Here is a 14,516-nt window from a genome sequence, read left to right as displayed (position 1 = left end):
TTAACCGCAACGCGTGATGGTTGATTTCAACTCGGTGTACTTGCCGAGCGCGTGGGCGGAGTTATCCCGACCATTGCCGGACTCCTTGAACCCGCCAAACGGGAAGTTCATGTCCACCAGTTCGTCATAACAGTTGACCCACACCGTGCCGGCCTTGAGTTGGCGGGTGGCGGTATGAATAGTCTTCAGGTCGGACGACCAAATGGCCGCCGCCAGCCCGTATTCGGTGCTGTTGGCGATCGCGATCGCTTCTTCGAGGGTGTCGAACAGCATCACCACCAGCACCGGGCCGAAGATCTCTTCAGTGGCGATGCGTGCCGATGCGTCTTGGGCGAGAAAGATCGTCGGTTCCAGGTAAGCGCCCTCCCCGACCACCGACAAAGGGTTGCCGCCCTTGAGCAGCTGCGCTTCCTGCCGGCCCAGCGCGATGTACTGACAGACCCGCTCGAACTGCGCGCGGTCGATAATGGCGCCGGTCACGCTGTCGGGGTCCAACGGATGGCCAGGCTGATAGGCATCGGTGGCATCGAGTAGCAACGGGATCAATCGGTCGGCTATCGAGCGTTGCACCAGCAGCCGCGAACCGGCGCTGCACACCTGGCCCATGTTGGCGAAAATCGCGGCGGCGGCAGAACGTGCGGCCTGGCCGATGTCCGCACAGTCGGCCATGACAATATTCGCCGACTTGCCGCCCAACTCCAGCCAGACACGCTTGAGGTTTGAGACGGCCGCGTTCTTCGCGATATCCCGACCGACCGCCCCGGAACCGGTGAACGCGATGCAGTCGACATCGCCATGCAGGCTCAGCGCCCGACCTGTCGCGCCGTCGCCACCCAACACATTGAATACGCCTGCAGGCACCCCTGCCTCCAGGGCCAACCCGGCGATACGCAGCGCGCTGAGTGGGGTCTTTTCCGACGGTTTGAGCACCACGCTGTTACCCGCAGCCAATGTCGGAGCGAACTTCCAGGCGGCCATCAACAGGGGGTAATTCCACGGCACTACCGCCGCTACCACGCCGAGAGGTTGACGGGTCACGGTGCCAAAAAAGCCCGGTTCAGTGGCGGGCACCTCGCCGTGAACCTTGTCGATCAGTTCTGCAAACCAGCGCAGGCAATAAATCGTTCCTGGAAGGTCTCCACCGGTGGTGTCAGCGATGGGCTTGCCGCTGTCCATAGACTCAAGCAAGGCCAACTCGTCGCTATGGGTTTCCAGCAAGTTCGCCCATTTCAGCAGCACGGCTTTGCGATCACGCGCCGCCAGGGCCGACCAGACGCCGGCCTCAAAACTGCGCCTTGCCGCCGCGACGGCTTTGTCGACATCGGCGCTGGCACACAGTGCAACCTGCACCAGCGGCTCACCGTCAATCGGGCTGTAGGAACCGAAGGTCGCCCCGTCATCGGCGTACGCGTAGACCCCATCAATAAACGCCCGGCCCTCAAGCCGCAGGTCTTTGGCTTTCTGGAGCCAATAGGTTGTGTCTTTCAAAACTGGCACTGCAACACCTCATCTTGTTCTTGTCAGGCTGTGGCAATCCTAGGCCATACTGAAATTCCATTCAATAACAAACAAGCTTCTATTGAAATTAAATTCAATAAAAAGCCCGCTTTCGCAGGCTCGATCAACACCGATGCAGCTAAAGGTCCAACACCAACGATGCGCCTCGTGCACGGGACACACAGATCATCAGGGTTTTTTGCGCGGCTTTTTCCTCGTCACTCAAGTATTGGTCCAAATGCTGCGCTTCACCCTGCAGAATCTGCGTTTCACAGGTGCCGCACACACCCTCCCGACACAGGCATTCCACGGTCGCGGCCTTGGCGTTTTCAATGGCCTGCAAGATGCTCATCCCCTCCTCCACCCACAACTCGCGACCGGAGCGCGCCAGGGTCACGCTGAACGCACCGCTGCTCGCAGGCGTTGCCGCAGCAAACTGCTCCCAATGCACACGGCTGTCCGCTACACCCAACTGCCGGGCGGTGTCGATGACCGCATCGATCAACGGCCGAGGACCGCACACATACAAGTGCGCAGCGTCGTCCTGCCCGGCGATCAACGCGTGGATGTCCAGCGTTTGGCCTTGGCTGTCGATGTACAGCCGCGTGCGTTCAGCGTGGGGACCGGCCATCAACTCAGGGTGAAATGCACCGTGTTCGGGGCTGCGGAACGCGTAGTGCAGTTGGTAATCCGCCCCGCTCGCACGCAACTCGGGGAGCTGCGCCAGGAACGGCGTGATGCCAATCCCGCCAGCGATCAGCACATGCCGCGCCGCGCTTGGGTCAATGGCAAACAGGTTGTTGGGGCTGGAAAGGGTCAGCACCGTGCCGACCTCGACCTGGCGATGCATGAACGCCGAACCGCCCTTGGACGGGTCTTCAAGGCGCACGGCAATCTGGTAATGCCGGGTGTCCGCCGGATCGCTCAGCAGTGAATAGGCATTGCTGTGCTGGCGCCCGTCAGCCTCCTGCATTTGCACAATCACGTGACTGCCGCCGGTAAACGCCGGCAGCGCCTGGCCGTCTTCGCGGGCCAGGGTAAAACGCTTGATCAGCGGCGTCTGTTGCTCAACCGCGAGCACCTTCACCTTGAACCATTGGTATTTGTCAGCCATCACTCACCTCACTTGCAGGGTTACCGTTGCTCAGTCGCTGTGCTGGGTACGGGCGATGATGTTGTGAAAGTGCGCGATGCCATGCTCGCTCAGGCCGCTGCGGGCCTTGTCGGTCATGATCCGGCCCTGGCCGCGATAACCACGGGACTTCAGGCCACGCTGCACGCTCTCCACCAGCCGCAGGTCTTCGGGGCGGAACACGTCGCGGTACCACTCGATCAACGCTTGCTGCTCGGGGGTGATGTCTTTGTTCAGGAAGTACACATCGTAATGCTGCAGCGTGGTGTTGGCGTCCACCGGGAACTCGTAGATCACCGTCATGAAGTTGCCACCCGGCGGCATGTTGAACATGCTGCAGGGCCAGATCCAATAGCCGGAATACTTCGCCGCATCGCCCGTGTCATCGAACTGGAACGAGCGCTCGGAGGATTTCGCCCGGCCAAACTGCAACGACCAATTCTGGAACAACGTGTGGGTGTATTGGCTGACATCCACCGAATCAGAGAACCCCGGATGCGCTGGCGCGCAGTGGTAGCACTCCTGGTAGTTGTCGACGATGGACTTCCAGTTGGCCGCCGTTTCACTCACAAACCGCGCCGCCAGGTGCAGGTCGTCAATCACCGGGCAGGCCTCGCGCATGCTGGCTTCCAGTCCCGGCAGTTGCGCCTCGACGGTACCGGCGGCGTTGTCCATATTGATGAAGATGAACCCCGCGTACTCCTCGACCCGCAGTTGCACCAGGCTGGAATTGTCTTTGTCGAAGTCGGCAACGCTTTCGCAATTGCGCGCATGGGCCAGTTCACCGTCGAGCTTGAACGCCCAGGCGTGGTACGGGCAGGTGATGACATTTTTCGCCTTGCCGCTGCCGGTCAGCAACTGGTGGCCACGGTGTGGGCACACGTTATAGAAGGCTCGCAGCACTGCGTCGCGGCCGCGCACGACAATGATGCTTTCGCCGACAATTTCCCGGGTGATGTAGGCGTTACTCTCGGCCACCTCGCTGCGATGACCGATACAGATCCAGCTCTTGGCGAAGATCGCCTCTTTCTCCTGCTCAAACACCTGTGGTTGCGTGTAATACGCAGCCGGCAGCGTGTGGGCGCGTTCGACATCGGCACAAAAATCGGCAGGCAATTTCAGGAAGGTGTTCACGATCGGCGGTCTCTTGGGTTATTATTGTTAACTTACGGTTTACATAAAACCTTTGGTTAACAAAATAATCTCGGAAACCTGCGAGAAAAGCAATGGCTGGGATCTACGCACCTACTGAAAATTATTTCACTAGCATTATTGAAATCTATTTCAATAGGGATTATGTTCGCCTCAACTCGCAGCTATGCGCAGTGTCTTGCCCTATTACGTGTTGCTGACAATAAAAACAAAGCTCCGGATAACCGTTAACAAGCATCTGCCCAATCAAGCCTGGAGGAATGAACAATGCGCACCGTGCCCCGCTACCTGAGTGTGTTTACCTTGATGTTGTGTTCCGGTTCACTGCTTGCAGCGCCGGACAGCGCCTGCAAACAGATCAGAATGGGCGTTGCCAACTGGACGGATGTGATGGCCACCAGTGCCATCGCCAAGCAATTGCTGAGTGAAATGGGCTACGACGTGAAGCAAACCTTCGCCTCGGAAAGCATCATCCTCACCGGTCTCAAGGACAAGAAACTCGACGTGTTCCTCGGCTACTGGGACCCGTTGATGAACGCCGAAATCCAGTCCCTGAAAGACAACCAGCAAATCACCGTCTCCGCCACACCCAACCTGACCCATGCAAACGCCACCCTGGCCGTGCCGCAGTACCTGTTTGACCAGGGCCTGAAAACGTTCGCCGACATCGCCCGCTTCAAGGATGCCCTGGGCGGCAAGATCTACGGTATCGAGGCCGGCTCGGCGACCAACCAGCAATTGCAGGCCTTGATCGACACCGATCAATTCGGTTTGAAGGGCTTTCGCATCGTTGAATCCAGCGAGGCCGGCATGCTTGCCGAGTTGCAACGCGCGGTGAACCGCAAGACCCCAATCGTGTTCTTCGGCTGGGCGCCGCACCCGATGAATGTGAACTTCGACATTCAATACCTCACCGGCAGCAACGACACCCTCGGCCCACAGGAAGGCGCGGCCCAGGTGTGGACCGTCACCACGCCGGCGTTCGGCCCGCGCTGCCCCAACGTCCAGCGCTTGCTGGATCAACTGACCTTCACCACCGCCAGCGAAAGCGCAATGATGGTGTCGATCCTGGCGGGGCAAAAACCCCAGGACATGGCCCGCGAGTGGCTGAAAAACCACCCCGACGATCACCAGCGCTGGACGGCCGGCGTCACCACCTACACCGGAGAGCCCTACACGCCAGGCACCCAGCCCTGATACCTCAATCGAACGCCCCCGCTGCACCACACTTCAATGTTGAGGAGATAGCCATGAGTTCGATTGCCGATTATCGCGTGTACCCCCTGATCAGCTCGCTGGAGACGGTCGAGTGCCTGGAAGACCGGGTGCAGGTCAAATGGGCGGACCAGCGCCTGAGCCCCTTTCACTACCTGTGGCTGCGGGACAACTGCCCGTGCTCGGAGTGCGTGTATGGCGTCACTCGAGAGCAAGTCTTCGAAATTGCAGACGTACCGGAAAACCTGCGCCCCCACAGCGCCGAGATCGACCCCGAGGGCCTGCTGCTGATCGACTGGGAAGACGGCCACCGCAGCCGTTTTGACCCCGGCTGGCTGCGTGCCCACGCCTATGACGATGCGTCGCGCCAGGAACAGCTCGAGCGCCTGGGGCAAAAACACTATTGGCGCAATGACCTCGACCTGCCGGTGTTCGACTACCAAGGCGTGATGGAGGAACCAGACGTGTTGCTGCAATGGTTGCTGGCCCTGCGCGACATCGGCCTGACCCAGATACGTAACGTGCCTACCGACCCCGAGTCGCTGATTGCGCTGGCCAAGCGTATTTCGTTTATCCGCGAAAGCAATTTTGGCGTGCTGTTCAACGTCAAGCCCAAGGCGGATGCCGACAGCAACGCCTACACCCCGTTTAACCTGCCCTTGCACACCGACCTGCCAACCCGCGAGTTACAGCCTGGGTTGCAATTTCTGCACTGCCTGATCAACCAGGCCAGCGGCGGCGACAGCTTGTTTGTCGACGGCTTCAGCGTGGCCAACGCACTGCAGGAAGAGGACCCGGCAGCGTTCCGCCACCTGTGCGAAATCCCGGTGGAATTTCGCAACAAGGACCGCAACAGCGACTACCGCTGCCTGGCACCGATCATTGCGCTGGACGCACGCGGGGAAATAGCCGAAGTCCGTATGGCGAACTTTCTGCGCGGCCCGTTCACCACCGCACCGCAGTTGATGCCCGCGCTCTACCATGCCTATCGACGTTTTATCGAACTGAGCCGCGAACCACGCTTTCAGTTTCGCCGGCGCCTGAATGAAGGCGAGCTGTGGTGCTTCGACAACCGCCGTAGCCTGCACGCGCGCGATGCTTTTGACCCGACTTCAGGCGTGCGGCATTTGCAGGGCTGCTATGTGGATAGGGATGAGCTGTTGTCCCGTATTTTGGTGCTAGAGCGTCAACGCCTGCTTTAACAGATGGATTTGTGGCCTCCTGACTGTTAGTACCCTGGGCTGACTCTCTGCGTAGGTCGTGAGCATGCCGTCGCAGTCAGTGAGGCCGCCAGCATCAGTCTCTCATCAGTTTTTACTGGGCAATCGCTGGTGCAAGCCAATTAATAGAATTGGAATAGAGAAAAATGAGAGGTGCTTAAGCGCGCGTTCAAAATGTATCGGTGTGACCGCGGTAGTTATGCAGTTATTCGGCGACGCAGAGCGGGTCGAGTGTTCCTCACAGAGCCTCGCCCGACACTGGCGCAGTGGGTGGGGCAAACCTGCGTGCAGCTTCAGCCGCTGGTCGATGCGCTGCGCGAAGCAGTCCTGGCCCAGCGCGTAGTCCACGCCGATGAAACACCGGTACAAATGCTGGCTCCAGGAGAGAAGAAAACCACCGCGCTTACGTCTGAGCCTACAGCAGCACGCCAACCTCGGCACCCAAGGCCGTGGTCTAAGACTTCAGCCCCAGCCGTGCCGGCGAACACGCGCGTACCGTCATCGGCGTCACGATCAGATATCATCCAGGCCATGATCTGCATCGAATTCCCATACCCACGCGACACCGTCAACGTGAACTAGCCGACCGAAAGCGTGGCTGCCTGTGCGACCTTTCTTCGAGATCTGTTGCGATAATCCAAATCGACTCCATCTGGCTTGCCACCGAGCCCATGGCACACGCGTTGGCCGCCTGGCTTGAAGTCGCCCCGGCCGCTTCCGGCCCGCTGTTTCGTCGCGCGTACAAAGGCGGCAAGGTCGATCACCAGGGCCTATCCGCCGACCAGGTCGCGCTCATCGTCCAGCGTCGCGCAAAGCTGGCCGGCCTCGAAAGCGACTGGGCTGCGCACAGCCTACGCTCCAGCTTTGTCACGGAAGCCGGACGCCAGGGAGTGCCCTTTGGTGAAGTCATGGCCATGACCGAACACCGCAGTGTCGGTACACCGTCATGGGTTATTTCCAAGCGGGTTCATTGCTCGCCAGCCGAGCCACTTCCTTGATACCTGATAACGGCCCGCAAGGAGGGCTCGAGGTGCTCGATAGCGAGCGAGCCGGTGGGTCGCAGCTGAGTAAACGCGACGAACCCGCTTCATAGATCGAGCATAAAACGTCACCGGAACCTTTATCACGATCAATTGCCAATCCTTGCACTGGAATCAGGGCCTAGAGTGATTCGTCGCCATTCCAGACAGCACGGGACGACAGGCAGCAGGCAAGAGGCTGGTGACGCACAACGCGGTATGAAGAACAGGACGCAGACTCGATAAACACGGTCAGCCACAATGGTCGGCGCGGGCGTTGAAGACCTTCAGAGACGCAATCATTCATATGCAGACTCGGCCTCTCAACAATACGGCTCACGGCTTCAAGGGACTCAGTAACCCAGCTGAAAAATTTATGCGTAACCAGCCAAACCTGGACGCGAGCAGGCGTATTGCACACGCTAGCTTCGAACACAGCCTCCCTCAGCCATTTCTGAATGAGACAATCCACATCCCTTATCTGCCGACCTACCTCCAGCGTGCTCGGAGAACTGCCATACCAGTGCTTCCACAGCAGGTCGTAACCTAGCTCACGACGAAAATCCAGAAGATTAAGGGCAACCACAGGACGCCGAACTCCCCCAAACCAGGGATGGGTAAGACGCCAAACCTTACGCTTGTGCCGAAAAAAGCATTTGAGGCACTGCATAAGGTATCGGGAGAGTTCTTCGATGCGGCTCGATACATCGGTCACTCGATTGGCGGCCCAGGAACGACCTCGCGGCCCCCTGATTTGGATATAACCTTCCCTGCTGTGCCAGTCGCGCTGCTCCACCCCAAGCGCACTCAACGGCAATTCGACTATCTCACGCCACTCCTCCTCACTGTCAAGCGTATTGCCGTAGACGAGATAGCCTTGGCAGACGGCCACGGCATCTGCGCTGTGCTGACCCTGCGGGAACCCGGAGACGTCACACCCATTGACCTTCGCCAACTTGCGCGCTCTGAAGTCCGTATGCAGATCAAAGAAAATGCGCCGACCATGCTGAGCGCCTAATAGCGTTTTGCAATGCCCACAAGCGAAAGGAATGTTAAGCAGCTTGCTCGACCACCCATACAGCATCGGCTGGCCACAATCACTGCACGCCGTCCGCAATGGCACATGATGGAGCGGGCATGTTCTAAGCCCTTCAAGCTGGAAGACGGTGTAATGCCGCCTGGCGCTCGCGCAAATTGCACAATACCTGAATGATAAACTGGTGGAGTTTTGTGGCGTCGGACGCCAGCGATAAAACATGTTATTAATTTGGGCGAGGCTGATCGACAGGATTTTGCTCAACTGATCGTGTCTGACCGACAGCTTACTGCCCAAGCCATGAGAAGGGGTCGGCCCCGCCAGCAATCGAGACTTGAAGATGGCCGCGAGTTCTTGTTTGGAGAGCGTGTTGTCCATGGCGAATCTAGCCAGGGCCGCATACACAGACTCGAAAGGGTCGATAGGTCCGGCTGAAAAATTGTTGATCTGCTCCGGATACCGAGCAACACGGGTACCCAGTTCCCTGCCGCGCCCCAGGTCAATCATCACCGGCCTCTCTTGAGCGGCCAGCCAACGTGTCCAAATAAAGGGAAAAGCTAACCTCCTCAATCAATTCTTTGGCAAATGCCTTATGAATAATGAAGTCCGTGGCATCGTTACCATGGTAGTCTTCAAAGATAGCTTCAACCAGCAGCGTGAGATGCTTCATCGGGATGGGGCACTCCGTGACCTCACCATGATCTGCAATGGCTTGCATGAACGCGTCCCAGATCACTCCGGCCGACTCCCTAAGACGAAAGCCTGAAGCGTATGCTACGGGAAAGAAGAACCGGGTAAATGGCCAATCCGAATCAGCTTCCGTAATGGTGTCATAGCCCCCTAATACGACCTTCAATTCTTCAACGTCCCTGACGCCGGAGAATTCGATCACCTGCCGCATCAGCCGATCAATTACCACGCCGTTACCGCGTTCGATGTAGGCATCCCTGGCCCTCATCAAGGTTCGCTGCCCAACCATTACGGTAATCAAGCGTACGTTCACCCGCTCAAGCTTATCGTACACCTCACATACCCAGTTGATCTGCAAATCAGTCCACTTATGTGGCTCATCAATGAAAAGCAAAAACAAACGCTTCGCGTTCATCCCTCCCTTTTTAATCATAGTGTCGACTGCACGCCTTTTGCACTCCCCCGAACTTCCGCTAGTGGAAATTTTGAGCTCCTTGCACAGATCCGCAAAAAAATCGCGCTCCGAAATGTACAACTTTGTTTCGCCATCCAGAATCGCAGAGCGCAGACCTGGGTATTGGGATTCTGCGACCTTCTGTAAGTATTTTATCGCTGAGGATTTTCCGATACGCCATTGCCCCCACACAATCAGCCCGCCTGTCCGCCTGCGCAACGCTTTATTAAGCTGCTCCCACGCCAGCGAAATGGCATCTGTCGGAATCAGATAATCCTGAGAACACAGCGAATGCTCTTCTATCGCTTTGGGTCGTATTAGAGAGGAATTACGATCTGTCATTTCTTACTCCCCCTCAGAATAAAACCTTGCGTCAGGCGTTCAGTGGGTTTAACAACCGGCCTGGGTGTATTCTCAGTTTTAGCGGGAAGCGTAGCGGTACCTACATGTTTAAGATTGTAGGTTGCCGCCTCACGTTCCTTGATGCGCTCTGATGACTGTAGCCGCCGCAACAAATCGGTAATTGAGTCTCCTTCTTGATACGCTACTCTTCCCACTTTAAGTGCCCTCTGAATCCTCAAACGCAACTTCTCGCTGTGAGGCAGTGCCCAGAGAGCTGGAGGAGAAATATCTCCCAAGTATCCCCCCTTCAAGTTGTATACGCGCAAATATGAGATATTCATGGGGTCCCACTCAACCATCACATCTTCGCCCACCACGTGACTGAGCGCAGGTAAATTTCGGTATCTGACCCCTTTGAAATTGATATATGCACTATATGGCCCATCCCTGCAAACTCGAGCCATTGACGTACGCGAAACAAACTTACGCAGCATACGATTTTCAGTACGAACCTTCGGGTAAATGATCCCTTTCTCCTGCGTCATCCGGATAAACAAATCCAGGGGACTGTGCGGTGCGATGCCAGAATGGGGGCGACCGTTATAGTCCGAAATCACCACATCCAATGCATGATGCATTTCTTCCACCGTTAACAGGAGAGACAGGTCGCCTCCTCGAGGCTTCAGACGCTCTCTAATCTCGTCCTGGGTAGAAGAACCGGTGGTACCCACTATCCGATGAGAAAAATTATCAACAAGATAACCAAAAAAGCGTTCAACTATAGACCGCTCATTGGGAGTGTGCGGGGGCCCAAAATCATCGATACAACCCACTACATTGCGCAATTTATGTTCGACATCCTTAGCCTTATGGGCCATGGCGTTGTCCATCTTGTAAATGAGCGCAGTGCTCCACGCCAACTCGGAAACTCGTTCGTTAGGGAACCCGCCTTTTGACTTGTAGGAAAGCCCAGCGATCACTGGCACAGGTCTGCGGTGAGGCGCCAGCGAATTGTAAATTGCCGTCAAAATATCGGTTTGATCATAGTTCTTGCCAAACGCCAAGCTATAGCCCAACACGCACCGAGTGAATGCATCGATCACTAAAATGATCCACAGGGTCTGTATTTCTGTCCTGCACACCAGCCCAAACGTATCAACCTCTTCCACGGTTACACGACAATCTATATTGTGGCCATCCAGCTCAACTTCCTGGAACGGCTCGGTCGGTGGCAGAGTGGCAAGGTCTTCGGTGCTGCGTTCACGAGCGCGCTTTTCTGCCTCCTTCTGGGTAACTCTCCTTAGTAAGTGCCTCGAAAAACTCCGTTCAGCTTGATCAGCCCGGGTAAATGGGTACTCCGGAGCGACAATCCCGAGTTCTTCACACTTGTTGATAAACCCCCGATAACAATCCACTAGCCGAGAGGTCCCACCCTCATTACGAGTCTTATAAAGCCCGGCATACCGATTAATTAGTTTATCAAGTTCAGGGTAACGTTTGAGTAACTGAGAGAACACACCCGTGTCACCTGCTGGATGCTGACTATCGGTTTCAACAACTATGCCCATCCGACGCTCATTCGCCTCAGTGCGTAGCTGAATGATTGCCGCTCTGTACCCTATGTAATTTCCTTCCTCATCAAATTCCACTGCCTTTTTAATCATCGAATACAGAGATGACTTCGCCACACCGTAGCGATTTGAAATTTCTTTGTGGCTCGCCTGATGACAGAAAAACGCCTGCAAAGCCAACAATCGATTTTGAATCTTGTCCCGCAGGTCATCGGGATAAACGCGCAGGTCCGGAACCTCCCACGCCTGGAAATCTACCCCTTGCTGTAACAGCTGCGCTCTTGAAAAACGTTTTTTGCCTTCACTCATTTCATATCACCACTGGCGGCGCAGATGATTACAGAATTGTGAGAGAGCGCTTTTTCACACAACGAAGGCAAATAAAAGCGCCCTGCACGAACCATCTCCAATCCAAATGCCATGCCCTTCCCGTCACTGAAACCTACAATCTGATCAAAATCGCTGAGCAAACACTGCGACTCACAACTCAGATCAAAAAGAAATCTCTTGACGCTATCGGCTGTGATTTCGTGCCGCCAGCGGGTAATAAATGCTAAAATTTTGAGGCGATTCCAAACTTCAATACGCGACACACTTACGGCGTCCTGTCCCATTCGCCTGGTTTTGATCCCTATGACTGCGCAGGCTTCCTCGAAGGCCTCCTCGACGGGTTCATTCCCTTGTCCGGCCACGTAAGCCAGCACGTCCTCATTCAGATATTCGAGCTTGAATGATATCCGCAGACTTCCCTCGTCAGTCTTGAACTGCTTGTTCAAGGGCACGAAACTTACCAGCTGGGAATCAAATTCAAAACGCGCCCACTCGATCAGCTGCGTTCTATAGTGCATCTCTAAGGCACAATGATTTTTCATACTAAACACCCGGAACAGGTGAGCACCCTTCGGGCGAGGTTCGCGCCTAGCTTCGGCCACATCAAGAAAATCCAGTTGTTCGTCGCGCATAAAACCACCTTAAGCCGAGGTCATTTGACGAGAAATCAATGAGCGCAGTTGATTCACACTTGCTGCTAACGGAGGGTCATAGATCAATTCGATGATGTACGCCCTAACTGGCCACAGCGCAGCGAACCAAGGTCGTCTGGTCCGGTAGGCACACAGCCACGAGCCATCACGCCTTTGCCAACAAGTGAAAGACATGATGAGGAACGGCGGTTTTGAACCCGAAAGTACGCAAGAGACAGCGGAAGCAGCGTGGCCTCCGGCGGGGAAATGTCTACATGAATGACCCAGATGACCAAAAATAAAAGCAACAGGCACACCTTATCTCCATTGCGAATTCAATGTCGAATTCTTCAGAAAATAAGGAGTGCTGTTTCCTCTTAGATATTCTGGGAACACCCTTATGTAGTGGCAATCACGTTACCTATAACGCTACGATATTGATAATAGATTATTCCATAAGAACCAACGCATACCTATGATCAAAAACTATCAGACGATTAAGTGCGCCCCCTATTAACTGAAAACAATATCAGAATCAATAATTTGAGCGACTGACACTGACTACATGCGGTTCATATTGGACGACTAAAAGTTCATGTATTCCGCTCTAACGTCTTAAAGTCCAGAATTTACGTCCTAAAAACGACACAGACTTGGATTTTTTCGGGGAATTTAGCGGCCACTCTTGAAGAACTACGCAAAGTCCAACAATTCTATCAACTTGACTAAAAGTCCAGAAACTCTGTCGCTCACCACAACCCCTTACGGACTTTCATAGACTCAAAAAACATAAAAACCTGATACTTTAAGGCAAAAACAAATAAAAACTTCTTATCTATATCCTTAACTCTTAGTTTTTCTCAGAAAGTCCAGGAGGTGCAGTCCATTAATTCTGTCGGTGCACGTGAATAAAGCCCACTTCAGTGCTGAATGATATGAGCCATATCAATATCGCCCAGGTCGATCTCAACCTGCTCAAAACCTTCGAGGCCCTGCATGACGAGTCCAGCGCCAGCCGCGCGGCCTTGCGCCTGGGCGTGACGCAATCGGCCATCAGCGCAGGCTTGCGGCGCTTGCGCGAGGTGTATGGCGATCAATTGTTCGTGCGCACCGGGCGTGGACTGGCGCCGACCTTGCGGGCCAACCAATTGAAACCGCTGATCAGTGAGGCACTGGATCGCTGTCGGCAGAGCCTGGCCATGGTCGACCCGAACAATCAGCACTATCAGGGGCGCTCCGTAGTGCTGGGGCTGTCGGATGATTTCGAGATTGCCTACGGGCGCCGTCTCATCGAAGAAATTGCACGACGGGCACCGAAGCTGCGGGTGATCTTCCGTCAGACCCACAGCCAGATCGTCGCAGGCGCCCTGCTCGACCGCACCCTGGACCTGGCGATCACCGCCGGTGGTTTTGCCCACGGCAGACTGAGCCGCCACGTGCTGGGAGAAGGCGACTACCGTTGCCTCATGGATTCGGACCAGGCCAGCATCAGCCTGGACGAGTTCGTCGCACGCGAGCATGTGCTGGTGTCGTCCGGCGGGTTTATCGGGATCACTGACGAGGGTTTGGCGGCGCAAGGGCTGAGCCGCCAGGTGTGTGCGTCCACCAGCCACTTTGCTGCGCTGCCTTTTCTGCTCAAGGGCAGCCAGGCGGTGGCGACCATTCCCGGTCACGCCGCCGAGGCCATCGGCGCGATGACCGGCTTGCGGGTACTGGCTTGCCCACTGGCCCTGCCGCGTTACCCGGTGGAGTTGGGCTGGCGCACCCAGGCACAGCTTGATCCGCTGCTGCTGAAAGTGCGTGAAGCGATTGTCGCGAGCTTTACTTAGCGGCCGCCATCAACTTGTTGACTTCGCTGCGCACCATGTTGGAAAACTCCGGCGGCGACATGCCGTCCAGCTCCGCACGCACCCACTCGGCCCACTTGCCTTTGCGCTTGGCGCGTTCACCGAACAGACGTGCCGCCTCGCCCTTGGCCTTGCCCAGGTTGGTTTGCCACAGGTCGTAGAGCCGGGACTTTTCATCTTCCAGCTCGGCGCGTTCGGCGAGGGTCTTGTTGGCGAGATTGAAGCTCATGTTGATTTACCTGCTGCACAAATAGGCGACATCTTACACTGTAGGTCGAAATTTCCTGATTCGGATTTTGCTCAAGACCGGGCAACGGCAAAAAAACTGCAACTTTTGCCGTCGCCCGACACTCCATTGTTCACTGTCACATTCACCTGC

At 55.9% G+C, this 14,516-nt stretch carries 11 protein-coding genes and 2 pseudogenes; 5 read left to right on the top strand and 8 right to left on the bottom strand.

The window, feature by feature from the left end; genetic code table 11:
- The 3 genes from AYR47_RS20425 to AYR47_RS20415 all read right to left on the bottom strand — a co-directional run bounded on the left by AYR47_RS20425 (position 1) and on the right by AYR47_RS20415 (position 3,763).
- Positions 1–1,497, bottom strand: a complete 1,497-nt coding sequence (locus AYR47_RS20425; protein WP_082781515.1) for an aldehyde dehydrogenase family protein — start codon at positions 1,495–1,497, stop codon at positions 1–3.
- 139 nt (positions 1,498–1,636) lie between these two features.
- Positions 1,637–2,611 carry a PDR/VanB family oxidoreductase gene (locus AYR47_RS20420; RefSeq protein WP_061436535.1) on the bottom strand — a complete coding sequence of 325 codons (975 nt, stop codon included), beginning with the start codon at positions 2,609–2,611 and terminating at the stop codon, positions 1,637–1,639.
- A 30-nt stretch (positions 2,612–2,641) separates the two neighbouring features.
- Positions 2,642–3,763 (bottom strand): aromatic ring-hydroxylating oxygenase subunit alpha, encoded by a 1,122-nt coding sequence (locus AYR47_RS20415; RefSeq protein WP_061436534.1) that lies wholly within the window; start codon positions 3,761–3,763, stop codon positions 2,642–2,644.
- A gap of 285 nt (positions 3,764–4,048) precedes the next feature.
- On the opposite strand from AYR47_RS20415, the gene AYR47_RS20410 reads away from it, so the two are divergent.
- The 4 genes and pseudogenes from AYR47_RS20410 to AYR47_RS20400 all read left to right on the top strand — a co-directional run.
- A complete protein-coding gene (locus AYR47_RS20410) occupies positions 4,049–4,978 on the top strand; it encodes a glycine betaine ABC transporter substrate-binding protein (protein WP_061436532.1) in 930 nt (309 codons plus the stop codon).
- 53 nt (positions 4,979–5,031) lie between these two features.
- Positions 5,032–6,198: a gamma-butyrobetaine dioxygenase gene (locus AYR47_RS20405; RefSeq protein ID WP_061436531.1), complete on the top strand. Its 1,167-nt coding sequence runs from the start codon at positions 5,032–5,034 to the stop codon at positions 6,196–6,198.
- Between the two features lie 264 nt (positions 6,199–6,462).
- Positions 6,463–6,671: pseudogene (locus AYR47_RS32235) on the top strand (IS66 family transposase); the annotation flags it as partial.
- Positions 6,672–6,884: 213 nt separating this feature from the next.
- A pseudogene (locus tag AYR47_RS20400) lies at positions 6,885–7,309 on the top strand (tyrosine-type recombinase/integrase); the annotation flags it as partial.
- 68 nt (positions 7,310–7,377) lie between these two features.
- On the opposite strand, the gene AYR47_RS20395 reads toward AYR47_RS20400, so the two are convergent.
- Genes AYR47_RS20395 through AYR47_RS20380 form a run of 4 tightly spaced genes read right to left on the bottom strand, consistent with a single transcriptional unit; the run spans position 7,378 to position 12,290 of the window.
- Positions 7,378–8,781: a hypothetical protein gene (locus AYR47_RS20395; protein WP_156487807.1), complete on the bottom strand. Its 1,404-nt coding sequence runs from the start codon at positions 8,779–8,781 to the stop codon at positions 7,378–7,380.
- On the bottom strand, positions 8,771–9,757 hold the full coding sequence (locus AYR47_RS20390) for a hypothetical protein (RefSeq protein ID WP_061436526.1): 987 nt from the start codon (positions 9,755–9,757) through the stop codon (positions 8,771–8,773). The genes AYR47_RS20395 and AYR47_RS20390 overlap by 11 nt, the downstream gene beginning before the upstream one ends.
- A complete protein-coding gene (locus tag AYR47_RS20385; protein WP_061436524.1) occupies positions 9,754–11,637 on the bottom strand; it encodes a Mu transposase C-terminal domain-containing protein in 1,884 nt (627 codons plus the stop codon). The genes AYR47_RS20390 and AYR47_RS20385 overlap by 4 nt, the downstream gene beginning before the upstream one ends.
- Positions 11,634–12,290 (bottom strand): hypothetical protein, encoded by a 657-nt coding sequence (locus tag AYR47_RS20380; RefSeq protein ID WP_061436522.1) that lies wholly within the window; start codon positions 12,288–12,290, stop codon positions 11,634–11,636. Before AYR47_RS20380 ends, AYR47_RS20385 begins: the two co-directional genes overlap by 4 nt.
- 935 nt (positions 12,291–13,225) lie before the next feature.
- On the opposite strand from AYR47_RS20380, the gene AYR47_RS20375 reads away from it, so the two are divergent.
- The gene (locus tag AYR47_RS20375; protein ID WP_061436521.1) at positions 13,226–14,119 is read left to right on the top strand and encodes a LysR family transcriptional regulator; all 894 of its coding nucleotides are present in this window, start codon (positions 13,226–13,228) and stop codon (positions 14,117–14,119) included.
- On the opposite strand, the gene AYR47_RS20370 is transcribed toward AYR47_RS20375, so the two are convergent.
- On the bottom strand, positions 14,112–14,366 hold the full coding sequence (locus AYR47_RS20370; RefSeq protein WP_003190904.1) for a hypothetical protein: 255 nt from the start codon (positions 14,364–14,366) through the stop codon (positions 14,112–14,114). The two genes, AYR47_RS20375 and AYR47_RS20370, sit on opposite strands and share 8 nt — an antisense overlap.
- Positions 14,367–14,516: the final 150 nt, after the last annotated feature.

The organism is Pseudomonas azotoformans (assembly GCF_001579805.1).
Lineage (GTDB): Bacteria > Pseudomonadota > Gammaproteobacteria > Pseudomonadales > Pseudomonadaceae > Aquipseudomonas > Aquipseudomonas azotoformans_A.
The sequence above is the reverse complement of the archived record's forward strand: the minus strand, read 5'-3'. Positions and strand labels throughout refer to the sequence as shown.